Annotated in this window: 26 protein-coding genes; 11 read left to right on the forward strand and 15 right to left on the reverse strand. The window is 52.1% G+C overall.

Annotated features, from left to right (window positions below; translation table 11 throughout):
* The first annotated feature begins 97 nt into the window (after positions 1 to 97).
* A complete protein-coding gene (dld, locus tag OGX83_RS15950; RefSeq protein WP_020996666.1) occupies positions 98 to 1,807 on the forward strand; it encodes a D-lactate dehydrogenase in 1,710 nt (569 codons plus the stop codon).
* A 101-nt stretch (positions 1,808 to 1,908) separates the two neighbouring features.
* Here dld and pbpG read toward each other — a convergent pair whose 3' ends face one another.
* Both pbpG and OGX83_RS15960 read right to left on the reverse strand, forming a co-directional pair.
* Positions 1,909 to 2,856: a D-alanyl-D-alanine endopeptidase gene (gene pbpG, locus OGX83_RS15955; RefSeq protein ID WP_048234922.1), complete on the reverse strand. Its 948-nt coding sequence runs from the start codon at positions 2,854 to 2,856 to the stop codon at positions 1,909 to 1,911.
* A 180-nt stretch (positions 2,857 to 3,036) separates the two neighbouring features.
* Positions 3,037 to 3,624, reverse strand: a complete 588-nt coding sequence (locus OGX83_RS15960; RefSeq protein WP_003834475.1) for a Yip1 family protein — start codon at positions 3,622 to 3,624, stop codon at positions 3,037 to 3,039.
* A gap of 239 nt (positions 3,625 to 3,863) precedes the next feature.
* Between OGX83_RS15960 and OGX83_RS15965 the strand changes: the two genes are divergently transcribed.
* Positions 3,864 to 4,433 (forward strand): DedA family protein, encoded by a 570-nt coding sequence (locus OGX83_RS15965; protein ID WP_003834476.1) that lies wholly within the window; start codon positions 3,864 to 3,866, stop codon positions 4,431 to 4,433.
* A 37-nt stretch (positions 4,434 to 4,470) separates the two neighbouring features.
* On the opposite strand, the gene mdtQ is transcribed toward OGX83_RS15965, so the two are convergent.
* The gene (mdtQ, locus tag OGX83_RS15970) at positions 4,471 to 5,910 is read right to left on the reverse strand and encodes a multidrug resistance outer membrane protein MdtQ (protein WP_128316785.1); all 1,440 of its coding nucleotides are present in this window, start codon (positions 5,908 to 5,910) and stop codon (positions 4,471 to 4,473) included.
* Positions 5,911 to 6,079: 169 nt separating this feature from the next.
* Between mdtQ and OGX83_RS15975 the strand changes: the two genes are divergently transcribed.
* Together OGX83_RS15975 and yohP are read left to right on the forward strand one after the other, a co-directional pair.
* Entirely contained in the window at positions 6,080 to 6,814 is a 735-nt protein-coding gene (locus OGX83_RS15975) for a class I SAM-dependent methyltransferase (RefSeq protein ID WP_286588528.1), read from the forward strand.
* A gap of 70 nt (positions 6,815 to 6,884) precedes the next feature.
* Positions 6,885 to 6,968, forward strand: a complete 84-nt coding sequence (gene yohP, locus OGX83_RS22895) for a small membrane protein YohP (RefSeq protein ID WP_015572324.1) — start codon at positions 6,885 to 6,887, stop codon at positions 6,966 to 6,968.
* Positions 6,969 to 7,071: 103 nt separating this feature from the next.
* On the opposite strand, the gene dusC is transcribed toward yohP, so the two are convergent.
* From dusC to mhbT, 6 genes are all read right to left on the reverse strand, one after another.
* Positions 7,072 to 8,016, reverse strand: coding sequence for a tRNA dihydrouridine(16) synthase DusC (gene dusC, locus OGX83_RS15980; protein ID WP_048215919.1), 945 nt, complete (start codon positions 8,014 to 8,016; stop codon positions 7,072 to 7,074).
* Positions 8,017 to 8,077: 61 nt separating this feature from the next.
* On the reverse strand, positions 8,078 to 9,271 hold the full coding sequence (locus tag OGX83_RS15985) for a 3-hydroxybenzoate 6-monooxygenase (RefSeq protein ID WP_286588530.1): 1,194 nt from the start codon (positions 9,269 to 9,271) through the stop codon (positions 8,078 to 8,080).
* Positions 9,272 to 9,285: 14 nt separating this feature from the next.
* Positions 9,286 to 9,930: a maleylacetoacetate isomerase gene (maiA, locus tag OGX83_RS15990; protein WP_286588802.1), complete on the reverse strand. Its 645-nt coding sequence runs from the start codon at positions 9,928 to 9,930 to the stop codon at positions 9,286 to 9,288.
* Between the two features lie 8 nt (positions 9,931 to 9,938).
* Positions 9,939 to 10,640 carry a fumarylacetoacetate hydrolase family protein gene (locus OGX83_RS15995; RefSeq protein WP_032943989.1) on the reverse strand — a complete coding sequence of 234 codons (702 nt, stop codon included), beginning with the start codon at positions 10,638 to 10,640 and terminating at the stop codon, positions 9,939 to 9,941.
* Between the two features lie 15 nt (positions 10,641 to 10,655).
* Positions 10,656 to 11,693, reverse strand: coding sequence for a gentisate 1,2-dioxygenase (gtdA, locus tag OGX83_RS16000; RefSeq protein ID WP_286588533.1), 1,038 nt, complete (start codon positions 11,691 to 11,693; stop codon positions 10,656 to 10,658).
* Between the two features lie 11 nt (positions 11,694 to 11,704).
* Positions 11,705 to 13,063 carry a 3-hydroxybenzoate transporter MhbT gene (gene mhbT, locus OGX83_RS16005; protein WP_286588535.1) on the reverse strand — a complete coding sequence of 453 codons (1,359 nt, stop codon included), beginning with the start codon at positions 13,061 to 13,063 and terminating at the stop codon, positions 11,705 to 11,707.
* A gap of 126 nt (positions 13,064 to 13,189) precedes the next feature.
* Between mhbT and OGX83_RS16010 the strand changes: the two genes are divergently transcribed.
* The 6 genes from OGX83_RS16010 (at position 13,190) to OGX83_RS16035 (ending at position 17,484) form a co-directional block, all read left to right on the forward strand.
* Positions 13,190 to 14,098, forward strand: a complete 909-nt coding sequence (locus OGX83_RS16010; RefSeq protein WP_008785262.1) for a LysR substrate-binding domain-containing protein — start codon at positions 13,190 to 13,192, stop codon at positions 14,096 to 14,098.
* A 131-nt stretch (positions 14,099 to 14,229) separates the two neighbouring features.
* Positions 14,230 to 14,634, forward strand: a complete 405-nt coding sequence (locus OGX83_RS16015) for a CidA/LrgA family protein (protein WP_003834497.1) — start codon at positions 14,230 to 14,232, stop codon at positions 14,632 to 14,634.
* Entirely contained in the window at positions 14,631 to 15,326 is a 696-nt protein-coding gene (locus OGX83_RS16020) for a CidB/LrgB family autolysis modulator (RefSeq protein ID WP_003027380.1), read from the forward strand. Before OGX83_RS16015 ends, OGX83_RS16020 begins: the two co-directional genes overlap by 4 nt.
* Positions 15,327 to 15,474: 148 nt before the next feature.
* Entirely contained in the window at positions 15,475 to 16,359 is an 885-nt protein-coding gene (cdd, locus tag OGX83_RS16025; protein ID WP_048234909.1) for a cytidine deaminase, read from the forward strand.
* A gap of 163 nt (positions 16,360 to 16,522) precedes the next feature.
* The gene (gene sanA / locus OGX83_RS16030) at positions 16,523 to 17,242 is read left to right on the forward strand and encodes an outer membrane permeability protein SanA (protein ID WP_003027383.1); all 720 of its coding nucleotides are present in this window, start codon (positions 16,523 to 16,525) and stop codon (positions 17,240 to 17,242) included.
* A 2-nt stretch (positions 17,243 to 17,244) separates the two neighbouring features.
* Complete coding sequence (locus tag OGX83_RS16035; RefSeq protein WP_003834502.1) at positions 17,245 to 17,484, forward strand: DUF2542 family protein; 240 nt, start codon at positions 17,245 to 17,247, stop codon at positions 17,482 to 17,484.
* A 51-nt stretch (positions 17,485 to 17,535) separates the two neighbouring features.
* Here the strand turns inward: OGX83_RS16035 and mglC are convergent, their stop codons facing one another.
* From mglC to folE, 6 genes are all read right to left on the reverse strand, one after another.
* The gene (gene mglC / locus OGX83_RS16040; RefSeq protein ID WP_003027393.1) at positions 17,536 to 18,546 is read right to left on the reverse strand and encodes a galactose/methyl galactoside ABC transporter permease MglC; all 1,011 of its coding nucleotides are present in this window, start codon (positions 18,544 to 18,546) and stop codon (positions 17,536 to 17,538) included.
* Positions 18,547 to 18,561: 15 nt separating this feature from the next.
* Complete coding sequence (gene mglA / locus OGX83_RS16045) at positions 18,562 to 20,082, reverse strand: galactose/methyl galactoside ABC transporter ATP-binding protein MglA (RefSeq protein WP_003027396.1); 1,521 nt, start codon at positions 20,080 to 20,082, stop codon at positions 18,562 to 18,564.
* Between the two features lie 71 nt (positions 20,083 to 20,153).
* On the reverse strand, positions 20,154 to 21,152 hold the full coding sequence (mglB, locus tag OGX83_RS16050; protein ID WP_003027399.1) for a galactose/glucose ABC transporter substrate-binding protein MglB: 999 nt from the start codon (positions 21,150 to 21,152) through the stop codon (positions 20,154 to 20,156).
* Between the two features lie 293 nt (positions 21,153 to 21,445).
* Positions 21,446 to 22,471 (reverse strand): HTH-type transcriptional regulator GalS, encoded by a 1,026-nt coding sequence (gene galS, locus OGX83_RS16055; protein ID WP_020996668.1) that lies wholly within the window; start codon positions 22,469 to 22,471, stop codon positions 21,446 to 21,448.
* A gap of 144 nt (positions 22,472 to 22,615) precedes the next feature.
* On the reverse strand, positions 22,616 to 23,773 hold the full coding sequence (yeiB, locus tag OGX83_RS16060; RefSeq protein WP_286588538.1) for a DUF418 domain-containing protein YeiB: 1,158 nt from the start codon (positions 23,771 to 23,773) through the stop codon (positions 22,616 to 22,618).
* 14 nt (positions 23,774 to 23,787) lie between these two features.
* Positions 23,788 to 24,456: a GTP cyclohydrolase I FolE gene (folE, locus tag OGX83_RS16065; RefSeq protein WP_003027410.1), complete on the reverse strand. Its 669-nt coding sequence runs from the start codon at positions 24,454 to 24,456 to the stop codon at positions 23,788 to 23,790.
* Between the two features lie 322 nt (positions 24,457 to 24,778).
* Between folE and fghA the strand changes: the two genes are divergently transcribed.
* Complete coding sequence (gene fghA / locus OGX83_RS16070; RefSeq protein WP_008785267.1) at positions 24,779 to 25,615, forward strand: S-formylglutathione hydrolase; 837 nt, start codon at positions 24,779 to 24,781, stop codon at positions 25,613 to 25,615.
* Positions 25,616 to 25,736 lie beyond the last annotated feature (121 nt).

Consider the following 25,736-nt stretch of genomic DNA (forward strand, 5'->3'; position numbering starts at 1 on the left):
GGAAGACAACCCAGAGACAATGTGAATGAGAAAGCGTATTGTCATACAAAGCGCTATGCTTGTTTCTGATATTGAGTCCCACCACAAGGAGTGGAGAATGTCTTCCATTACAACAGATAATAAAGCTTTTCTGAATGAACTGACCCGTCTGGTAGGTCATTCACACCTGCTCACAGACCCTGCTAAAACCGCCCGCTATCGCAAGGGATTCCGCTCCGGTCAGGGCGATGCACTCGCCGTGGTGTTCCCTGGCTCGCTTTTAGAACTGTGGCGCGTCCTCAACGCTTGCGTCGCCGCAGATAAAATTATCCTGATGCAGGCCGCCAACACTGGCCTGACCGAAGGCTCTACGCCGAGCGGTAATGATTACGACCGCGAGATTGTCATTATCAGCACCCTGCGCCTTGATAAGCTGCACGTCATCGGCAAAGGCGAACAGGTGCTGGCCTATCCCGGCACCACGCTTTATTCACTGGAAAAAGCGCTCAAACCGTTTGGCCGTGAGCCGCATTCGGTGATCGGATCTTCCTGTATCGGCGCTTCAGTGATTGGCGGTATTTGTAACAACTCCGGCGGCTCGCTGGTTCAGCGCGGTCCGGCATACACGGAGATGTCGCTGTTTGCGCGTATTGACGAGCAGGGTAAATTACAGCTGGTTAACCATCTGGGTATCGAACTGGGCCAGACACCGGAACAGATCCTGAGCAAACTTGATGACGAGCGGATCAAAGATGACGATGTGCGCCATGACGGGCGTCATGCACACGATCACGACTACGTTACCCGCGTCAGAGATATTGAGGCGGACACGCCCGCTCGCTATAACGCCGACCCGGATCGGTTGTTTGAATCATCCGGTTGTGCAGGCAAGCTCGCGGTTTTTGCGGTGCGTCTGGACACCTTCGAAGCCGAAAAAAACCAGCAGGTCTTTTACATCGGTACCAACCAGCCAGAGGTGCTGACGGAGATCCGCCGTCATATTTTGGCAAAATTTGAGCATCTGCCGGTCGCCGGTGAATATATGCACCGCGATATTTATGACATCGCTGAGCAATACGGCAAAGATACGTTTCTGATGATCGACAAGCTCGGCACCGACAAAATGCCGTTCTTCTTCACCCTGAAAGGTCGCACCGATGCGATGCTGGAAAAAGTGAAAATTTTCCGTCCACATTTCACCGATCGGGCAATGCAGAAATTTGGCCATTTGTTCCCCAGCCACTTACCCGCGCGCATGAAAAGCTGGCGCGATAAGTACGAACATCACCTGCTGTTAAAAATGGCCGGTGGTGGCGTGGCTGAAGCGCAAAACTGGCTAAGCGAGTTTTTCAAAACCGCTGAAGGCGACTTCTTTGCCTGTACGCCGGAAGAAGGCAGCAAGGCGTTTTTGCATCGCTTTGCGGCGGCTGGCGCGGCGATTCGTTATCAGGCCGTACATGCCGATGAAGTGGAAGATATTCTGGCGCTGGATATCGCGCTGCGCCGTAACGACACCGAATGGTACGAGCATCTGCCTGCAGAGATCGACAGCCAACTAGTGCACAAACTCTATTACGGCCACTTTATGTGCTACGTCTTCCACCAGGATTACATCGTGAAAAAAGGCGTGGATGCGCATGCGCTGAAAGAGCAGATGCTGGAGCTTCTGCACGAGCGCGGAGCACAGTATCCAGCAGAGCATAACGTCGGACATCTGTATAAAGCACCGGAAACATTAACCCGTTTTTACCGCGAGAATGACCCCACCAACAGTATGAATCCGGGGATTGGTAAAACGAGTAAGCAAAAGTTCTGGAAAGAGTCGTAAACCAGAAAAAGATAAGCGCCACCGGGCATGTTGCCGGGGGCGCTTCGCTTGCCCGGCCTACCGCTACATTAGCTATGTGTATGCCGGATGAGGTGTCTTATTTAATCGTTCTGTGCAGTTTGCTCGCTCGTCGCTGAACCCGCCGCTGCCATCTGCGCCGCTTTTTGCTTTTTATAGCTCAGCGCCGCTGCCGGAACCGGCATCACCTTGCCCGTTTCGATCCAGGTACGTAAACGGCTGGCATCGGCAAAGTGGGTATATTTACCGAACGCATCCATCACCACCAGCGCCACCGGTTTGTTATTGATCACGGTGCGCATCACCAGACAGTGGCCTGCCGCATTGGTAAACCCGGTTTTGGTTAACTGAATATTCCAGTTATCGCGGTATACCAGATGGTTGGTGTTACGGAATGGCAGCGTATAAGCCGGGTTGGCAAAGGTCGCCATATCTTCACGCGTGGTGCTTAACTGGCCAATCAGCGGATACTGCTTGCTGGCGATCAGCAGCTTGGTTAAATCACGAGCGGTCGAGACGTTATGAATCGATAAGCCGGTTGGTTCCACAAAGCGTGTCTGAGTCATGCCGAGCGCTTTCGCTTTGGCATTCATGGCCTTAATAAACGCGTTATAACCGCCAGGGTAATGATGCGCCAGGCTCGCCGCCGCACGGTTTTCTGATGACATCAGCGCCAGCAGCAGCATGTCTTTACGGCTAATTTCACTGTTCAGTCGCACACGAGAGTAGATGCCTTTCATTTCCGGCGTCTGGCTGATATCAACTTTCAGCTTCTCATCCAACGGCAGTCGCGCATCAAGCACTACCATCGCGGTCATTAATTTGGTAATCGACGCAATCGGACGCACAAGGTCCGGGTGGTTCGAATAGATAACTTTGTTGGTATTCAGATCAACAATCATCGCGCTACCGGACGCTATCTCAGGCTGAGAAGCTGCTGCGGTAGTTGCCGTTTTAGCCACGGCTTGGGGTGCAAAAGGAACGGCCAGCACCAGGGCAAGGCTTAATAATGAAACTCGGAATTTCAGCATGATGAGATTTCTGATAATGGTTCACGCACGTCACAACGCACACCGCCAGAGACTAAGTATTATCTCAAGCTAGCTCAGGCATCATAGCGATCCGGCAGGTTTGCCGCCACAGGAGAATCGTCTCGAAATGCTGCGTTGCTGACTTTTACGTCAACAACGCAGCGCAGACAGGTTTATCCGTCAGAATAACCGATAGCCGTAACCCCACAGGATTACCGTAATCGCCAGCAGAACTTCCAGCACCAGCACACCGATCGCCAGCGTCGAACTGGAAAAGCTCAGGCCTTCCTCTTTAGAGATATTCAGGAACGTCGGAATGCCGAGATAGAGTAAATAACCGGTGTAAAACAGCGCAATGGTCCCCACCAATGCGCACAGCCAGACCAGCGGATAAAGTGCGACCAGCCCGCTTAAAAACAGCGGCGTCGCGACATATCCGGCAAAGACCATGCAATGCGCCAACGACGGGCGCTGCGGGTAATTACGTGCCATCCACCAGATAACCCGGCCCATGACGGCGACGCCTGCCAGCATCACCCCGTAAAACAGAATTGCCATCGCAAATCCGGTCAACAGAGATAACTTCAGGATATTGCCATCGCCAAAATTCCAGCCGATTTGCGTGGTACCGATAAACGCGCAAACAACCGGGATTGCCGCCATCAGTAGTACATGGTGGGTATAGTGATGCGAAACACTTTCGTTTTCGCTGTTGATCACGTGCATTTCACGATCGGGATGGGAAAACAGCCCCCAGACATGGTTCATACCGCCCCCTTCTTGTCAGCTCCGGACCTCAACACTTCAAGTATAATTCAGCTTTTGATTATTTTATGTACACATGAAAAATACCGAAGCGCCGGGTAAAAAGTGTGTAAGCCGTAGGCTTGATAAGCGAAGCGCCATCAGGCATTAGGGAACGGAACGACGTTAAGCGCTACTATGCGTCTTTTCCGGCATCAAGTATTCATAGGGTGTATGCTATTACCGTGGAGGTCATACAACGTATGGATATAACGCATTATGTTGCGCAGTACGGCTATGCTGCGTTAATCATCGGCAGCCTGGCGGAAGGTGAAACCATTACCCTGTTAGGCGGCGTCGTGGCGCATCAGGGAGTCCTGAAATTCCCGCTGGTGGTACTCTCGGTCGCACTAGGTGGGATGATTGGCGATCAGTTGCTCTATTTACTCGGACGTCGTTTTGGCGGCAAAATTCTGCGTCGTTTCTCGCGCCATCAGGCGAAAATTCATTATGCGCAGAAAATGATCCAACGGCGTCCTTACCTGTTTGTGGTCGGTACGCGCTTTATGTACGGCTTTCGCGTTATTGGTCCCTTACTGATTGGCGCCAGTCACCTGCCGCCGAAGATATTTTTACCGCTGAATATTCTTGGCGCGTTTGTCTGGGCATTGCTATTTACCACCCTCGGCTACGTCGGTGGCGAAGTGATCGCGCCGTGGCTGCACAGCCTTGACCAGCATATCAAGCATGGCATCTGGCTGGTGCTGGTTATCGGGATAGTCGCGGGCGTCCGCTGGTGGATGAAACGCCGAAGCACGCGTAAAGCGCAATGAAGATGGCCCGACAGCGGAACACCGGCGGGCCGAACAATCAGGATGCGTGATAACCGCCGCCCAGCGCACTGGTCAACTGGATTGAGGCATCCAGCCACTGGCCTTGTAAAATCAGACCGTTGCACTGTTCACGTAATGCCGGGATCTTTGCCTCGCTAACCCTGGAGCCCGCAATAATACCCGCATTAAAGCGCGCCTGTGCCAGCCCCACTACGCGCTGAGCGTCATGTTCAATCTGCTGCTGATGCTGATTTTTCTGCGCCAGTGTTTCTACCTGCGATGCCGCACGTGCCACGTCATTCACCGCATCCACCACAGCTTTGTTGTAATTCGCCACCGTCAGATTACTTTGCGCTTTCGTAATATCGAGATTCGCATTCAGTCTGCCACTGTCAAAGATAGGCAGCGTCAGCCCGGCGGTTACGCCCATTTGCTGCGCGGAATGGCGGAACAGGTCACTCAGATGTAACGCATCCTGTTGTAAAAATGCCATCAGATTCACATCGGGATAAAACGCCGCTTTCGCCGCATCAATACTGCTCAGCGATGACTCAATGTACCAGTGTGCTGCCTGCAAATCTGGTCGACGGGCCAGCAGCGAATAACCTAGCTGGGACGGAAGCTGACTTTCAACCACGGGCAGTTTGGTCGAATGGAGCTTCAGGGCAACGGACTGCGAGTTGCTCAACGCGCTTAGGCGCGCCTCAATCACCTTCATTTTACCGCTGACATCGTTCAGTTGCTGCTCCGTCTTGCTGGAATCGATATCGGTTTCAACACCTTCCACCGAAGAAGTGAGGCCGTTTTGATACAGTTGACGATCGACGGTAATCACATTTTGCTGCTCGCTTTCGATTTGCGTCAGCACGGTTTTCAGTGCGGCCTGCGTCTGCCATTCCCAGTAAAGACGGGAGACACCGCTCGCCAGCAGCTGCCGGGTTTGCTCGCGCTCAGCTTCACGCGCCTTAACGGCTCCAATGCGCGCAGTCACTTCGGCCCGATTCTTACCCCACAGATCCAGATTCCAGCCGGCAGTTAAACCAAAAGTACCGTTGGTATACCACGGCCCCGTGGTTCCTGCTGCGGGATCGGTTATGGCGAAAGGTCCCATCAGCCCCTCAGCTGACATTCTCTGACGCTCAACGTCTGCGGAGAAGTCGATCTCCGGGCCATCTTGCGCTTCCACGGCCTTAGCCTGCGCCTCCGCCAGTTGAATGCGCTGTTCCGCGACCTGCATATCAGGAGAATTTCGCAACGTGCTGTCAATCAACGCATTAAGCTGGGGGTCGTGATATGCCTTCCACCACTGGCTGTCCGGCCAGCCATTTTTTAACGCGGCAGGCAATGTGGTATCGACATTTGCGGCAGGCGTCTGCTGTGACAGAGACTGACGGTCATCATGCATCGGCGCGCAGCCAGACATCAGAACAAAAAGCGGCAACAATGCCGTCGTGACAAACACAGAATTACGATTCATGGAGATATACAGGTAAGAAAAGATGTGCAGAGATTACGACTTGTCGCTGTTGCTTTTTTAGTTACGCGTGGCAATACATCTTTGGCAATAAAAATATATAATCAGAAAAATATACACCTCGTGAATAATATAGATTAAATAATTTTAATAATTAATGGATGGAGATGTTATGTCACAGAATATCTATGACGATCCTGAGTTCTTTGCCGGATATGCCACGCTGGATCGTTCAGTAAAGGGACTCGACGGCGCGCCAGAATGGCCGACAATACAAGCGATGCTCCCCTCTCTTCAAGGCAAAAATATTCTTGATTTGGGCTGTGGATATGGTTGGTTTTGCCGCTACGCGCGCGATAATCAGGCAGCCAGTGTAATGGGACTGGATATTTCACAAAAGATGTTAACCCAGGCACACAGTATGACGCAGGGTAATGGCATCGTTTATCAGCGTGAAGATCTCGAAACGCTAACCCTGTCCCCAATTTCTTTTGACCTGGTTTATAGCTCGCTTGCCCTGCACTATTTGCACGATATAGAACGATTATTCGTAACCATTTACCAGTCATTAACACCAGGCGGTATGTTAGTTTTCTCTGCCGAGCATCCAATTTATACCGCACCGCTTAATCAGGGTTGGATAAAAGATAAATCCGGGCAGCTGTCCTGGCCGGTTAATCATTATCAGCAGGAAGGTGAGCGCATCAGTAACTGGTTTGCTGAAGGCGTCAAAAAACAGCACCGTAAGCTGGCGACCTGGATTAATGCGCTGATTGCCGCCGGATTCGAGATCGTTTGTGTCGATGAATGGGGACCGTCCGCGCAACAGATTGCTGAAAACCCGGCTTTAGATGAAGAAAAAGAGCGGCCGATGGTGTTTCTGCTCAGCGCACGTAAACCAGCATAACAACGCCTCCAGGCAGAATGATTAATACTTTCCTATACTCAATCTGAACTTACCAAAAAAAGGAAAGTTAATGAAAATTCTGCTGTGGGTAATTCTGATTATTTTTCTGATTGGGCTATTGGTGGTAACAGGCGTGTTTAAGATGATTTTCTGATGTCGTCATTTCGCCCAGGCCTGATAGCAGAAATCTCAGGCTATTATTCTCTCTGATGCCGGATGGCGGCGTAAACGCCTTATCCGGCCTACTGGAACTGAGATCAGGCAGTAATCTCGATAGCCTGAATCGCACGTGCGATATCCGGCGAATTATTTAACGCACGAATTTCCTGAAACAGTTCTGTTGCCTCTGAATATTCTTTGCGCAAATACCCTAACCACTGCTTAATCCGCGCTACATGATACAGCCCGGTGTCCCCCTGCTTTTCAAGGCGGGTATATTTTTGCAACAGCGTCACGACTTCAGGCCACGGCATACGCGGCTCGTTGTATTTCACCACGCGGCTCAGGTTCGGAATATTTAATGCGCCACGTCCGATCATCACCGCATCGCATCCGCTGATAGCCATACAATCCTGGGCGCTCTGCCAGTCCCAGATTTCACCATTCGCGATAACCGGAATGGAAAGCCGCTGGCGGATCTCACCGATCGCCTGCCAGTTGATATGTTCGGCTTTATAGCCCTGCTCCTTGGTTCGGCCATGCACGGCCAGTTCGCTGGCGCCAGCCTGCTGGACGGCATCGGCAATTTCAAACTGCCGGTCGCTGTTGTCCCAGCCCAGACGAACTTTCACTGTCACCGGAAGATGAGCCGGGACCGCCTCGCGCATAGCTTTTGCGCCCCGGTAGATAAGCTCAGGATCTTTCAATAACGTTGCGCCACCGCCGCTACCGTTCACCAGCTTCGATGGACAGCCACAGTTTAGATCGACACCGTATGAGCCCAGTTCTACCGCGCGTGCGGCATTCTCCGCCAGCCACTGCGGATACTGTCCTAACAGCTGAATGCGAACCAACGTGCCGGATGGCGTCCGGCTGTTGTTATGCAGTTCCGGGCAGAGTCGATGAAATACTTTTGCCGGCAGGAGCTGATCCACCACGCGCACAAACTCGGTGATGCACAGATCGTAATCATTCACTTCAGTCAGCAGCTCGCGCACCAGTGAGTCGAGCACGCCTTCCATCGGCGCCAGTAAAACACGCATATCGTCACCCGCAAAAAAAGAGGCGCTATGGTAGCGCCTCCGTTCGGGAGATTAAAGAGGCTCAGCGCGGCAACAGGCAGTTATCTTCTTTCCAACCGTACAGCCATTCCATACCGCGATAAAACTCCGCCTGCGATTTGTCTTTCCACAGCAGATTACGCACCTGCCGCTCGACGCCTGCGGCGTGGTAGACACGGCCCATTTCACGCGTTGACCAGACGATGCGTGCGGTACGCGGAATACGCACCGACTCATACAGCGCAAAGGCATCAGCCGCATCGCCACCACACTGCTGTAGCGCTTTACCGAGCGTTACCGCGTCTTCCAACGCCATACAGGCACCCTGCGCCATATATTGCGCAACCGGGTGCGCGGCGTCTCCCACCAGCGTGATGCGGTCGATTCCCCATTTTTCTACCGGCTCGCGGTCGGCAGTGGACCAGCGCCGCCATGATGTCGGTTTATCCAGCATCTGGCGCGGGCGCGGATGGATACCCGCAAAATAGGAGAGCACTTCCTCTTTGCTGCCATCCTTCACGCCCCACTCTTCCTGCTGACGACTGTGGAAGGTCACCACCAGGTTATATTGCATACCGCCGCGCAGCGGATAGTGCACCAGGTGACAGTGTGGTCCGGCCCACAGCACCGGTGCGTTAATGCGTAAATCCTCCGGCATATCATCGCAATCAATCACGGCGCGATAGACCACGTGTCCGGTAACCCGTGGCGCATCGCCAATCAGAGACTGGCGGACAACCGACTTCACACCGTCACAGCCGACCAAAATATCCGCCGTCCAGCTGTTGCCGTGCTCGTCAAATACCGTCACGTCATTCTCTGTCTGGCGGATATCAACCACGTTAGTTGAAGTGCGATACTCAACGTTAGGATGCACCAGCGACGCTTCCCAAACGCTGGCGTGAATATCAACCCGATGGATAACCGCATAAGGACCGCCAAAGTGATCGCGGAACGCCTGGCCGGTTTCAATGCGGACCACCTCTTTCGCATTTACCGCATCCATCATCGTGATGTGGTCGGTAAAAACGGCGCGCTGGCGGGCGATTTCCCCCACGCCAAGGCTGTCCAGAGCAGAGAATGCATTCGGCCCGAGCTGAATACCCGCGCCAATTTCACCAATCTCGTGCGCTTTCTCCAGCAACATCACTTTAATGCCCTGACGGGCCAGCGATAGCGCGGTCGCCGCGCCGCCAATCCCGCCACCCACGATAATTGCGCGTGTCACTTTAGCCATTGTCGTTCTCCTTATCAGGCTGGAATTTTATCTTGTTGATTCTCGGGCGCGGCGGCGATAAACGCCGGAAGCTGAGTACAGGCATCATATACCGCCTTACAGCGCGGATATCCGCTCAGATCGCACCCCATACGTAACGCATTCGCCCACTGTGGGATCAGACAGCAATCCGCCAGCGTCGGCGTATCACCCACGCAGAACTTCCCCGAATGACTCTGGCGCAGCATCTGTTCCACCGCGCTTAACCCTTGCTGGATCCAGTGTGCATACCAGCGTTTTTTATCTTCTTCACTGACCTTTAACTCTTCGCTCAGGTAGCGCAGTACCCGCATGTTATTCACCGGGTGGATATCACAGGCGATGGCATAGACAATTTCCAGCACCTTACTGCGCACCGGGAAGTCGGCAGGCAGCAGTGGCGTTTGCGGAAAGTGGCCATCCAGCCAGTCAATTATTGCCAGCGACTGCCCAAGTGATTCTCCGTCATCGGTCACCAGAGTCGGCACCAGTCCCACCGGGTTCATCCGTCGGTAGGCCAGTTCGTTCTGCTGACCGATGCGAATGTTGACGCCCACCGTCTGGTAATCCAGCCCCTTCAGCGCCAGCGCAATGCGCACCCGATATGACGCCGAGCTATTAAAGAAACTGTACAGCTTCATCATCCACCTCAGACAATCTTCACGGCGATGGGGGTTAAACCGTCTACGTTTCCGGTGATCACATCCCCTTTAACTACCGCCCCCACGCCTTCTGGGGTACCGGTGTAGATCAGATCGCCCGGCTGCAGTTCAAAGAAACCAGACAGATAGCTGATGGTTTCATTCACAGACCAGATGAGGTGGCGAATATCGCTACGCTGATGATCGTCGCCGTTGACCTGCAACCAGATTGGCGCATTGTTAACATCCACACTTTCGCTGGCTTTATGCAGCGGCGCGATGGGTGCGGAGAGATCAAACGCTTTGCCAATTTCCCACGGACGCCCCATCTGGCGCATCTCCATCTGCCGATCACGGCGGGTCATATCCAGACCGGTGGCATAGCCCCAGATATATTCGTGCGCTTTTTCCAGCGGAATATCGCTGCCCTTTTTGCCAATCGCCACCACCAGCTCTATCTCATAGTGATAGTTATCGGTTTGCGATGGGTACGGCAGTTCGAGGATCTGACCAGCCGCCACCGGGACTACCGCATCGGCAGGTTTACAGAAAAAGAACGGCGGTTCGCGATCCGGATCAAAGCCCATTTCACGGGCATGGGCGGCATAGTTACGGCCCACGCAGTAAACACGGCGCACAGGAAATTGTTCATCACAGCCAACAACCGGAACGGTAACAGGCGCTTGTGGTTCAAATACGTATTGCGTCATTTTCTCTCTCCCAAATTAATAGCGTGCTTCGCGGAACAACCCCAGTGCTTCCTGAACCGGTCTGTCCGAAAAACTGAATAAGACGGTATCTTCGCGGGTCTGGAACGACACGCCGTGCCAGGTCGGCACCACAAAGATATCTTTTGGCGAAAAGTTGAAGGTCTCATTGCCGATGGTGACCTGCCCACTTCCTTCCACCACGTGGTAGATAGTGCTGTCGGTGGTACGCGCCATTCGTGAGGAAAAGCCCTGCGGCAACAGTTGCAGGAAGGTCCCCATCGAAGGCATGGGATAACCGCCGGTTACCGGGTTGACGTAACGCATCTTGTAACCGTCCCACTCATCGGCGTCGCCCATGCGGGTCAGGTCATGCAGTGCTTCACGGCTGCGATCGTAGCGATAGTTAAAAATCGGCGATGAGTTACCTTTCTGATGACGCAGCGGCAGCATATTGGCCGCGTAGCGCGGTAAGTAATCCCCTTCCTTGCGCGTGACCGGCTGCTGATCTTCCGGGTAGTCTTCCGCAAAGCCGCAGCCCAGCAGGTTCACCAACGGCAGATCCAAACCGTCCAGCCACACCACCGGTTCACTGCCCGGGTTGCCGTGATCGTGCCAGCGCCACTGCGGCGTCAGAATAAAATCGCCTTCATGCATTTGGGTGCGCTCACCGTTCACGGCGGTAAATGCCCCTTTCCCTTCGACAATAAAACGCAGCGCAGACTGATTATGACGATGACTCGGCGCAACCTCGCCCGGCATAATTAACTGCAATCCCGCGTACAGCGTTGGGGTGATTGAAGACTGTCCACGCAGCATTGGGTTTTCCAGCACCAGCACGCGGCGAATCGCCTCTTTCGCGCCAATCAGATCGCCACTTTCCAGCAGCAGCGGGCGGATCTCCTGATAGTTCCAGTACGCAGGCGCGCAATGTGCGTTCGGTGTTGGCGGCACCAGGCGGTGCAGCGACTCCCACAGCGGGGTCAGATTCTGCCCGGAAATATGCTGGTAAAACTGCTGACGGCTGTTCTTAACGTCCTGATTCAGTTCAGACATAGGGATTCTCCTTATTCATTCACAACACCTGCGCGTGGCAGAGTATTTGAGGCAGAGGCCGACTGGCGGATAACAACCGTCAGCAGCGTAAGCATTAACGCGCTGATGGCCGCCGGGACGGCAATAATGAAAAACAGGTTATCGAATGAGAAATTCATCGCCATCATCACCCCGCCGGAAAGCGAGCCGACAATCGCGCCGCAGCGCCCCACTGCATTAGACCAGCTGACGCCCGTCGCCCGACTTTGTGTCGGATAAAGCGTGGCGGTTAACGCATTAAGACCAACCTGAGAACCGCTAATGCCGATGCCGGTGCCAAAAATAGCCAGTGCCATCAGCCACAGACCGTTTTCGCTCAGGCCAATCATGACGATGCACACTGCGCCCAGCGCATAACTCACGGCCAGCACGCGGAAAGGATTGTATTTGTCCATCAGCACGCCCAGCGCCAGTGCCCCCAGCGTTCCTCCAATCTGGAAGGCGGCAGTTACCCAGGAGGCATGCTGCAGATCAATTCCACGATGGTTAAGCAGCGTTGGCATCCAGCTGGAGAGCAGATAAATAATCAGCAGGCTCATAAAGAACACTACCCATAGCATCAGAGTAATAGGCAGCTGTCGCCCAACGAACAGCTGGCGAATGCTGCCTTTAGCTATCGCGGCACCTTCGTTGAGATAAAAATGGGTATTGTCATAACGTTCCCGGGTGATGGCACTGACGGTTCTGGCAATCACATTTTGCGGCAGTTGACGACGAACCTGCCAGCGCGGGGATTCCGGTAGCGCAAACAGCAGAGCAACAAACAGCATTAGCGGTAGAACGCCTCCCAGCACCAGAATGCCGTGCCAACCAATCACCGGCACCAGCTGTGCGCTGACGATACCGCCCATTGCCGATCCCAGAGTAAAGCCACAGAACATCATGGTGACCAGTGCGCCACGCCGACGCGCGGGCAGGTATTCCGAGGTCATAGTAATGGTATTCGGCATCGCGCCGCCCAGCCCTAAGCCGGTAAGAAAGCGCAAAATAACCAGCGTTTGCAGATCGGGTGAAAAAGCCGAAATTAGACTGAGCGCACCGAACAGCGCCACGCAGAGTTCTATCACTCGTTTGCGGCCAAAACGGTCGGACAGCGGGCCACAGAGCAGTGCGCCAGCGGTCAGCCCCAGCAGACCAGCGCCAAACAGCGGTGCCAGATCGCCGGCAGTCAGCTGCCAGTGAGTGCGAATATCGGGTGCGATAAAACCAATCGCCGCGGTATCAAATCCGTCGAGCATGACAACCAGAAAACAGCAGATGATAACGCGCCACTGGGTCTTACCGACGGGGGCGGAATCGATCAGTGCTTGTAGATCACGTTGTTGAGTCATAGTGAATGCCTCAGTGCAGGTAGAGTAGATGTCTGTTTTGTTTTAGGTATGTTGCGACTTTGTATGTTTGGAGATGAAATGTACAATGGCTTTTCATGCAGAGGCATAACCTGGAGGTTATAGCAAATGGCAAACTGGGCGCAGAAACTGAAGTTGCAACACCTGCAAACGCTTATCGCGCTGGGCGAACAGGGAAATCTGACGCACGTCGCCCGGATGATGAATATCACCCAGCCCGCGTTGTCGAAATGGTTATCACAGCTCGAAGATGAGATTGGCATCACGCTCTTTGAACGTCACAGTAAAGGCTTGCGTCCTTCCGAAGGCGGCAAGTTGCTACTGCAACATGCCCAACGCCTGATCAATGATATGGAGCGTTCGCAGTATGAAATCGCCCGTTTTAAGCAAGGCGGCCTTGTAGGGAGTCTGAAGATTGGCTGCTCGCCGGTAGCGACCGACTGTGTTTCACAGGCAATACTGGGTTTGCTCACAGAACTGCCAACCCTGCATCTAAATATTGAAGAGAAAGTGATGACCCCGCTGCTGCACGATCTGCTCGCGGGTTCGGTGGATGTCGTCGTCGGTCGGGTCGGCGGTCGGGCGCTTCAGTTGCCGCTCAATTATCAAGTGCTGTATACCGAGCCGGTCTGTTTCGTCGCCCGCCCCGATCATCCCTTGGCAAAATATCCCCTGCTCACCTGGCACGATCTGGCTAACTGGCGCTGGATTGTCTGGCCGACAGGAACCCCTATCCGGATAAGCATTGATAACGCGCTGGTTGATAACGGCGTAATGTTGCCGGAAAACATCATTGAATCGGCATCAATCAACGTCAGTACCAACCTGCTGCAAAGTAGCGACATGATCTCTATTCTTTCTCTACGGCTGGCACAACGGTATGCCGCCCAGGGACAACTGGCTATCCTGAATCTGCCGAAGATTGAACAAAAAGGCAGCGTCGGCGTATTCTGGCGCAACAACGAAACGCCTACTACCGCCCTGAATCGTTTTCTGTACTACCTGGCACAAGTTTAGCGCGGAGAGTTAGGGCCATCGCCCGATGTTCCAGATATCTATGTCCTCTATGCTTAGAATTCATGATGTGATCGGTAGCACGTTTTTAAGTTTAATTGTATGATGAATAAGTCTCGTCAAGGGTTTCAACTATGAGCAAAGCACTGAACGTTATCTGGCAATATTTGCGCGCATTCGTCCTGATTTATGCCTGCCTCTATGCAGGTATTTTTCTTGCATCGCTACTCCCTATCACCATTCCGGGCAGCATTATCGGCATGCTGATTCTGTTTGTTTTACTGGCTTTGCAGGTGTTACCGGCAAAATGGGTTAACCCCGGCTGCTACGTGCTGATTCGCTATATGGCCCTGTTGTTTGTCCCGATTGGCGTGGGGATCATGCAGTACTTTGACCTGCTGCGCGCGCAATTTGGTCCGGTGGTGGTGTCTTGTACCATCAGTACGCTGGTCGTTTTCCTGGTGGTGAGCTGGAGCTCGCACATTGTGCACGGTGAGCGCAAAATCGTTGGGCAAAAAGAGGCTAAAGCAAAAAAATGATGTCGTATATCTGGTGGTCGTTACCTCTTACGCTGGCGGTATTTTTTGGCGCACGTAAGCTCGCAGCTCGCTTTAAAATGCCTTTGCTGAATCCGCTGCTGGTTGCCATGGTGGTGATTATTCCCATTCTGCTGCTGACCGGTATTCCCTACGATCACTATTTCAAAGGCAGCGAAGTGCTGAACGATTTGCTGCAACCTGCCGTGGTCGCGCTGGCCTATCCGTTATACGAACAGTTGCACCAGATTCGCGCCCGCTGGAAATCAATCATTGCTATCTGTTTTGCCGGGAGCGTTGTGGCGATGGTAACAGGTACAACAATCGCCTTGTTGATGGGCGCATCACCGCAAATTGCCGCGTCTATCATGCCAAAATCGGTCACCACGCCTATCGCTATGGCCGTGGGAGGCAGTATTGGCGGCATTCCGGCGATCAGCGCCGTATGCGTCATTTTTGTCGGCATTCTCGGGGCGGTATTTGGTCATACGTTACTCAATGCCATGCGTATCCGCACTAAGGCCGCTCGTGGGCTGGCAATGGGCACCGCGTCGCACGCCCTGGGCACCGCACGCTGTGCGGAACTGGACTATCAGGAAGGTGCGTTTAGCTCACTGGCGCTGGTCATCTGCGGCATTATTACCTCACTGGTTGCCCCGTTCCTGTTCCCGATTATTCTGGCAGTGGTGGGTTAATCTTCATTTTTTAGCTATTTATTTGCGATGCGTTGCACATTTTTCATTTAAGTTTCATAAGTTGCATACACAATGAGATTTGGATCACATATAAAGCCATAACAGGCCCGTAAACTACGATTCCATTACATTGTTATGAGGCATCGCCATGCATCCACGTTTTCAAACTGCTTTTGCCCAACTCGCGGATAACTTGCAATCAGCCCTGGCCCCTGTTCTGGCGGATGCACATTTCCCCGCCATGCTAACTGCTGAGCAGGTCTCTTTGCTGAAACGCGAATCGGGACTGGACGAAGACGCGCTGGCATTCGCTCTGCTGCCGCTGGCTGCGGCCTGCGCACGTACTCCGCTGTCCAACTTCAACGTTGGGGCAATTTCTCGCGGCATCAGCGGCAACTGGTACTTCGGTGGGAACATGGAGTTCCTGGGCGCGACCATGCAGCAAACTGTTCATGCCGAGCAAAGCGCTATCAGCCATGCCTGGCTGCGCGGTGAAAAAGGGCTCGCCGCCATCACCGTCAACTACACGCCGTGCGGCCACTGTCGCCAGTTTATGAACGAACTGAACAGCGGACTTGATTTACGGATTCATCTGCCGGGACGTGCACCACACGTGCTGCGTGATTACCTGCCAGATGCCTTCGGCCCGAAAGATCTGGAGATTAAAACGCTGCTGATGGACGAGCAGGATCACGGCTTCGCGCTGCAGGGCGATGCGTTGACCCAAGCGGCAATCACTGCTGCCAACAGATGTCATATGCCGTACAGCAAATCCCCAAGCGGCGTGGCGCTGGAGTGTAAAGATGGCCGTATTTTTAGCGGCAGCTATGCTGAAAATGCCGCCTTTAACCCGACCCTGCCACCGCTGCAAGGCGCGTTAAACCTGTTGAATCTGAACGGTTATGATTATCCAGATATCCAACGCGCCGTGCTGGCTGAAAAAGCCGACGCGCCGTTGATTCAGTGGGATGCGACCTCCGCCACGCTGAAAGCACTGGGCTGCAATAATATTGAGCGCGTTCTCCTGGGTTAATCGACTCAATAACATCGCTTCGTAGGCCGGATAAGGTGTTTACACAGCTATCCGGCACTATGCAGAATGCCTAAAATCCCCTCAATCAGACTGCTGTTTCTTGCGCTACGTCTTCCGGTACAGTAGCCTGATTGAAATTCCATCCAAATAACGAGTTTTCTGCATGTTAAAGCGCGTGTTTTACAGCCTGTTAGTCCTGTTAGGCTTGCTGCTTTTGACTGTGCTTGGACTCGATCGCTGGATGAGCTGGAAGACTGCTCCCTACATTTACGACGAACTGCAGGATTTACCCTACCGCCAGGTCGGTGTGGTTCTGGGCACGGCGAAGTATTACCGCACCGGCGTCATCAATCAGTATTACCGCTACCGCATTCAGGGCGCATTGAACGCCTATAACAGCGGGAAGGTAAACTATCTGCTGTTAAGCGGCGACAATGCCCAGCAAAGCTACAACGAACCCATGACGATGCGTAAGGATCTGATTGCCGCAGGCGTTGATCCCGCTGACATCGTGCTTGATTACGCCGGGTTCCGCACGCTCGACTCCATCGTGCGTACGCGTAAAGTATTCGATACCAACGATTTCATCATTATTACTCAACGATTCCACTGTGAGCGCGCCTTGTTTATTGCGCTGCATATGGGCATTCAGGCCCAGTGCTACGCCGTACCTTCGCCAAAAGATATGCTCACCGTGCGGGTACGTGAATTTGGTGCCCGTTTTGGCGCACTCGCCGATCTCTACATTTTCAAACGTGAGCCTCGTTTTTTAGGCCCACTGGTGCCCATCCCTACCATGCATCAGGTACCGGACGATGCGCAGGGGTATCCGGCGGTCACGCCTGAACAATTACTCGAATTACAAAAGAAACAAGGAAAATAAGCATGGAAGGAAAAACGATCTTTATCGTTATTGGCGTACTGATGATTGTTCTCTGGACGTGCAGAGAAGGCCTGAAGGGACTGCGTTCCGGTATCGTCGAGAAAACAGTGAAAGGTTCGCAGACGCCAATGATCATTTCTCGCGCTAAAGAACCCAGCACTTACTGGAGCTATATCATCGTCTATTTCGGTATGGCCATTGGTGCACTGTTCACTGGTATCTGGTTACTCTTTATCAAATAAAAAAACCGATGCAGAATGCCTCTGCACCGGTTTTATTTTTCTCTTCCCAGATTACTTCTTACGCGCGTACTTCAGTGAGTCCAGCGCGACCGCGAAGATGATAATGCCGCCTTTGATAATATACTGCCAGTAAGGGTTCACGCCGATGTAGGTCAAACCGTAGTTGATGACGGTGAAGATGATCACACCGGTCACTACGCCAAACACGGTACCTACCCCGCCGCTGAACGACACGCCGCCAACCACGCACGCCGCAATCGCATCCAGCTCATACATAAAGCCGAGGTTGTTGGTCGCTGAGCCGATACGCCCTGCTTCCAGCAAACCACCGAAGGCATAGAACACGCCAGACAACGCATAGATAATCAGCAGGTTCAGCGCAACGTTTACACCGGACACTTTCGCAGCTTCCGGGTTTCCGCCGATGGCGAAAATGTTTTTACCGAAGCGGGTCTTGTTCCACAGCACCCACACAAAAGCCACCGCAATCAGCGCATAGAAAGTGATGTAGGAGAGTCGGAAACTGCCCAGTGCAATAAAGCCCTGCGCAAAGGTTGAGAATCCACTGTCAAAGCCAGAAATTGGCGATGCGCCGACGAAGTCGTAGTACAGGGAGTTGATCCCGTAAACGATAATCATCGTACCCAGTGTGGTAATAAACGGCGTTACGTTCAGATAAGCAATGATAATACCGTTCACCAGACCGATAATGGCGCCAATCACGCAGACAATCAGCACCACTACAATGATCGGCATTGTCGCCATTTCCGGGAACACCTTGTTGGCATTCTCCATCGACTGCAACAGAGTTGCCGCCACCACTGCCGCCAGGCCAACCTGACGCCCCGCCGACAGGTCGGTCCCTTGGGTAACAATAAGTCCAGCCACACCCAATGCGATAATAATACGCACCGAGGATTGCGTGAGAATATTACTCAGGTTCAGTAAGCTTAAGAAAGTGGGATCCTGGAAAATAATAATCGCCAGCAAAACCAAAAGAACAACGTAAATTCCGCCTTCTTTCAGGTAAGTAAGAAAACTTTTCTTATTTAACGCACTCATGAGGAGCCCCTAATCTTAAAGGTGCAAAGACGCAAGACGGAGGATTTCGTTTTGCGTTGTTGTTTTAGTGTCAACAATTCCAGCAACGAGACCATTGCTCATCACCAGAATACGATCGGTAATACCCAGCAGCTCCGGCATTTCAGAGGAAATAATAATAATCCCCTTATCCTTTTTCGCGAGTTCGGCAATCAACTGATAAATTTCAAATTTCGCACCAACATCGATTCCGCGCGTCGGTTCATCCAGCATCAGAATTTCTGGCTGGGTTAATAACCAACGACCAATAACCACCTTTTGCTGATTACCGCCAGAAAGTGAACCGATTTGCGTGCGATGACCCGGTGTTTTTACCCTCATAGAGTCAATTACCCACTGGGTATCACTCTTCATGCGGGAATTATCCAACAGACCAACTTTGTTTTTATAGTTTTGGATATTGGAGATTAACGAGTTAAAACCAATGTCCAGATACGCATAAATACCGGTTGAGCGGCGCTCTTCCGTGACCAGTGCAAAACCATGGTTGATGGCTTCATTTGCACTGTGGTTATTAATCTTTTTGCCGTGTAGCGTAATCGTACCTGATGATTTCTCACGAATACCAAAAAGCGTTTCAACGATATCCGTGCGTTTTGCGCCTACCAGACCTGCAATCCCAAGAATCTCCCCTTTGTGCAAATCAAACGAGATATCACGAATCGACGGCTGGCGCAGCGAGGTCAGGTTACGCACTTGCAGAATGACTTCACCAGGTTTGTTTTCTTTATCCGGAAAACGTTGATTCAGTGAACGTCCAACCATCATGGCGATGATCTTATCCATATCCAGCCCTTCCAGCGGCTGGGTCGCAATCCACTGACCGTCGCGTAGTACAGTAATTTCATCGCACAGCTGGAAGATTTCTTCCATTTTGTGAGAGATATAAACAATACCGCATCCACGCTCTTTCAGCTTACGGATGATGGTGAACAGATGGTTAACTTCTTTTTCGGTTAACGATGAAGTTGGCTCATCCATGATGACGATTTTGGCGTCATAGGAGAATGCTTTCGCAATTTCAATCATCTGCATTTGTGAAACGGATAATGTGCCGACACGCGCACGCGGATCGATATCAATATCCAGTTCATCAAATATCGCTTTGGTATCGCGGTACATTTTTTCCTGATCGACAAACATGCCTTTGGTGGGATAGCGTCCCAGCCACATGTTGTCCATTACAGAACGTTGTAATACCAGGTTTAATTCCTGGTGTACCATCGAAATACCATTTTCAAGAGCTTCTTTCGCAGAATGAAAATCGATTTCTTTACCCTGAAATAAAATACTGCCGGAATCTTTTTGATAGATGCCGAAAAGACATTTCAATAATGTTGATTTCCCCGCGCCATTCTCTCCCATTAGGGCGTGAATAGAATGCGGGCGGACTTTTAAATTGACATTATCAAGCGCCTTAACGCCGGGGAAGGACTTGTTGATGCCGGTCATTTCCAACAAGTATTCGCCTGACGACTGAGTATGTGTGCTGACCATAATTATACCTTGTTGGCCTTGCAGAGTGCGTTATTAAGGGCGCAATGAAATTGCGCCCACATACGGAGTATTTATTTGTTGGTGAACTCTGCCAGATTATCTTTATCGACACCTACGTACGGAACGCGAACAATCTTGTTCTCAATTTTCCAGTTAGTGCCATCTGCCGCACCTTTGCCGTCAGCCAGGTTTTTCGCCAGATCGAAGGTGGCTTTCGCCTGGTTGTTGGCATCGTTCAGGACGGTACCGGCCATGGCGCCAGATTTCACCAGAGCCAGCGCTTCAGGCAGCGCATCCACACCAAATACTGGTACGCTGGTTTTGTTGTGCGCTTTCAGCGCTTCAACTGCACCCATTGCCATCGCATCGTTGTTAGCGATAACCACTTCAATTTTGTTCGCGTTTGGACCAGACATCCACGCATCCATCTTATCTTTCGCCTGAGCGGTATCCCACATTGCAGTATCTAACTGCAGCTGCTCAGTTTTAATGCCTTTGTCGTTCAGCTCTTTAATCACGTAAGTGGTACGTGCTTCAGCATCCGGGTGTCCCGGTTCGCCTTTCAGCAGAACAAACTGAATTTTGCCGTCTTTGTTCAGGTCCCAGTTCGGGTTAGCTGCCCAGTGTTTGGCAATCAAATCACCCTGAATAATGCCGGACTCTTTAGAGTCGGTACCGACGTAATACGCTTTGTCATAGCTGTCCAGCGCTTTACGAGAAGGTTCTTTGTTGAAGAATACGATCGGTACGTTCTGTCCGCGTGCTTTTTCAATGACCGTGCCAGCAGCTGCCGGGTCAACCAGGTTAATCGCCAGTGCTTTAACGCCTTTTGCCAGCAGCACGTCGATCTGATCGTTTTGTTTGGACTGGTCGTTCTGCGAGTCGTTCATCAGCAGCTGTACATCTGGTGCCGCTTTGGCATCTTTTTCAATAGCCTTACGTACTACAGACATAAAGTTATCGTCATACTTATAGATAGTCACACCAATGCGGGTATCAGCAGCGTGCGCAGCCGCGCCGAATAACATGCTTGCCATTACAGCAGACAGGGTCAACACCTTCTTATTCATGGTATCTCCGGTTTTATTATGCAGGGTAGTACTTGAGATAAATGCTCGGCAGGCAGAACGTTACTGAAGTGTTACTGAACGCCGAAGCTCACTTTTAAAAAATATTTCTTCCGTGTCTGGCAACGCTCCAAAAACAGGCTTTAATTTTTGTTTAAGGCACCTATACCTCGATGAAAGTGATTATTCACCGTTACATAGTAGTTACAGCGCAACAAACAGTGTCATCATAGCTATCGCATTGTTAATATACTGTGAATTTACTCACATATTGAAAGCGGTTACATCGCGCAACGTTATGAGTTAGTGATCGGTGCCGCATTCTGCCGCAGCGCTACTGAATGACGACGCACCAGCGTTGGCATAAAACAATGAGACGCCTGCGGATCCAACGTGCCAGCCGCCCCCTGTAGCGCAAGCTCCGTCGCCATTTTTGCCATTGAGGCAATGGGATAGCGCACAGTGGTTAGCTGCGGATCGGTGTAACGCGCGATGGGAATATCATCGAAGCCAATGATAGAAAGGTGTAATGGAATAGCGATGCCGTTATCTTTTAGCGCAGTCAGCGCGCCGGCTGCCATATTGTCGTTGTAAGCAAAGACCGCCGTCAGTTGTAAGTTACGCCCCAGCAGTTCCACCATCGCGGACTCTCCGCCCTGCATATCGGGCGAACCGGTGCCGACCCAGCTTTCTGCCGCAACAATCCCCTGCTCTTGCAGGGCAGTTAACCACCCTTCTTTGCGCATGGCGTCATCTTCAATGCGGTGGCTTGATGCCAGATAACCTATGCGTTGATGACCATTATTTAGCAGCATTCGGGTAGCCATTTTGGCACCGCTGATGTTATCCAGGCAGACGCAACGGTGGGCGTAGCCAGGAACAAGGCGGTTGATCAGTACCATGCCGGGGATTTGATCCATAAACTCGGCCAGTTCCCGATCGCTCAGCGCTTTAGAGTGTACAATCAGCGCGTTACAGCGTTGGCGAATCAACACCTCAATGGCATGACGTTCTTTTTCCGCCTCATGGTAGCTGTTGCCAATCAGGACATACTTCTGATGCTGCTGGGCAACCATATCCACGGCTTTTACCAGCGCGCCAAAAAACGCATCTGATACATCCATGACGACAACACCAATCGTGTCGCTTACCTGCGTCGCCAGTGCTTGTGCGTTGGCATTAGGTCGATAGCCAAGCTGAGTGACTGCTTTCATTACCGCTTCACGCGTATCGGGACTCACCAGCGCACTGTTGTTCAGTACGCGGGAAACGGTCGCTACAGAAACGCCAGACTGCCGTGCCACATCACGAATGGTTACCATATTCACTGCCCTGTTTTAGATTGCGGCTGCCCACAGACACCCCAGGCTGGGTATTTTGTCAGCACAATGAAACGGACTGCGTGAGTGATGTCACAGGAATGAAAGCGCTTACATCCATTTTGTTAATGAATGTGATCCAGATCGTTATCTGGATGTTCGCGGTAATGATGTCCCCGCAGCACGCAGGGTTAATTGACGCCACAGCCATTCCACCGGACCCTGCCGGTAGAAACGCAGCCATATGACAGAGAAAAGTAAGTTAATCGCCCAGACAGGGATGACGAAAAACAGCAGCTCCAGCCGGTCAAATTTCATAAATAAACCGGCCTGATAAAACAACGTGGTGCAGATTAAGGTTTGTAACAGATAGTTGGTTAATGCCATGCGCCCCACACAGGCGATAGCAATGACCCATTTGAAGCGACTAAGCTGTGGCCAGAAACCAAACATCAGCGCAGCATAACCAATGGTTTGCAAAGGTGCCCCCAGCTCTCGCGGGGCTTGTAACAGGAAGGCACACCAGCGGTAGGCCCAGTCCAGATGCCACTGAGCGATGATAGCAGGCAGGTTAATCGCCATGCCGATAATAACCAGCAGAACGCCAGTGCGTCGATAATGCTGCAAACTGTACTGCCCTTTTAGCCAGCCGCTACGCATTAATGCCGCGCCGAGCAGCATCATCCCCGCCAGTTGCCAGCCATATTGCGCACCTAACGCCAGCAAGCTATTGGACATCATATCCACGCGATTGCTGATTGCTTCCATTCCGCCGTTCACTTTCCAGTATTTTTCATACAGCAGCGCTGAAGCATCCGGCGTCCAGGCCCGGCTGGTTTCGCTCCCGGAGATCACACCCAACAGCAGCAATACACCAACGCCCGCCAAATAAAGCACCACGCCGGTGTTAAACAAGCTTTTCACCGACGGCGCATCCCGAATCAGCCGCCAGCAAATCAGGCCGATCAAGCCATATGCCAGCAGGATATCGCCATCCCAGAAGAGTAAACCATGAAGGAATCCCAATAGCACCAGCAACGTAAGCCGCGACTGGATCCAGCGTTTACCACGCGGGAGCAGCATTTGCAGACCAGCACCAAACAGCAGAGCAAACAGCGTGAGGAATTTTACCTGCGCGAAGAGATCGAGCAGCGCCCAGGTCCAGGCGTCGGATAAGGTGATGTAGCCATACCAGGCGGGATTGAGGTATGCCGCCTTTGGCAAGCCAAAGGCGCTAATATTGAGAAGCAGGATACCAAGAATGGCGACGCCACGAATAAAATCCAGCGTGACATTACGCTCCATGGTTCCTGCCCTAATCAGTTGTGATGACGTACTGCGCGCAGAAATTCCTGACGCGTGTTCTGGCTGGACTTAAACAATCCGCCAAGAGAAGTAGTGGTGGTCGCACTGGTCGCATCGCGAATGCCGCGCGCTTTCACACAGTAATGCACCGCATCAATCGATACCGCCACATTATTCGTCCCGAGCAGCGTTTGCAGCGCGGTGAGAATTTGCTGGGTCAGACGTTCCTGTACCTGCGGACGCTGTGCAAAGAACTGCACAATGCGGTTAATCTTCGACAGACCAATGACCGAATCTTTCGGAATATACGCCACCGTCGCTTTGCCATCGATAGTGACAAAGTGGTGTTCACAGGTGCTGGTCAGCGTGATATCACGAACCGTGACCATCTCGTCCACCTTCATTTTGTTTTCAATGACGGTGATTTTCGGGAAGTTGGCGTAATCGAGGCCGGAGAAAATCTCATCGACATACATTTTCGCAATGCGATGCGGAGTTTCCATCAGACTGTCATCGCTCAAATCGAGATTGAGCAATTGCATAATCTCGGTCATATGGCCAGAGATAAGACGTTTGCGTGTTTCGTTATCCATCTCTTGCACGGGCGGGCGCAGCGGGGTTTCGAGACCACGCGCAACCAGCGCTTCATGAACCAGTGCCGCTTCTTTACTGAGTGATGACATTTCTTCTTCTCCTGCAGGTGGGGCGCCTCTGCCCTGCATGGGGCAAAGTTTTTAGGCTGTGTCACAGCCAGAACATTGTGCGTGAGGCGGCGCACATAATCCAGTATTCACCGTGATAATTATTGAAATTGGCACAGCCTTTCAGCATTGCTGATTTCACTTGTCGTTCAGCCCGGTGACGTCGAGTGTTAATGTAAAGTTATATAGATGATGAAGTATGTTTGCTCAATGCGGAAGTGAAAGTTACTCACAGTGCTATGAATAATCTGTATTATGATGAGTTCGCAAACACATTCAGGTTCAACACAACAAGGAGCCACGCATGGAAATGCTTGAAGAGCACCGCTGTTTTGAAGGCTGGCAGCAACGCTGGCGTCACGACTCCGCCACGTTAAATTGCGCCATGACCTTCAGTATTTTTCTTCCACCACCCCGTGATAACGCCGCGCCTCCGGTGCTGTACTGGCTGTCGGGCCTGACCTGTAATGATGAAAACTTCACTACCAAAGCAGGCGCGCAGCGCATTGCAGCTGAGCTGGGTATTGTTCTCGTGATGCCGGACACCAGCCCGCGCGGCGAGCAGGTTGCCAACGATGATGGCTACGATTTAGGTCAAGGGGCCGGATTTTACCTCAATGCCACCCAGCAGCCGTGGGCAACGCATTTTCGTATGTATGACTATCTGCGTGATGAGCTTCCGGCACTGATTCAGTCGCAGTTTAACGTCAGCGATCGCTGCGCCATCAGCGGACACTCCATGGGCGGCCACGGCGCATTGATTATGGCGCTGAAAAATCCCGGGAGATACACCAGCGTTTCCGCCTTTGCGCCGATCGTAAACCCTTGTCGCGTTCCGTGGGGTGAGAAGGCGTTTAGCGCTTATCTGGGCGAAGATAAAACACAGTGGGCAGAGTGGGATAGCTGCGCGTTAATGCTGGCCAGCAAACCCGCAGACGCGATCCCGACGTTAATCGATCAGGGAGACAGCGATCAGTTTCTTGCCGATCAGTTGCAGCCCGCGGTACTGGCCGAAACTGCCCGTCAGACCGCATGGCCAATGACGCTACGCATCCAGCCTGGTTACGACCACAGCTATTACTTTATTGCGTCGTTTATTGAGGATCACCTGCGCTTCCACGCCCAGTATTTGCTGAAGTAATTCCTGAGTTGAGGGCGGAAGCCCTCTTCATTTCTCCATCATTCCTTCACTTTTTCTCCTTTTTTCTTCCCCAACTATCTTATTGATTAAAAAAGCATTTCACTCCAAATCATATCAAACA

It is taken from the genome of Citrobacter sp. Cpo074 (assembly GCF_030332745.1).
Lineage (GTDB): Bacteria > Pseudomonadota > Gammaproteobacteria > Enterobacterales > Enterobacteriaceae > Citrobacter > Citrobacter portucalensis.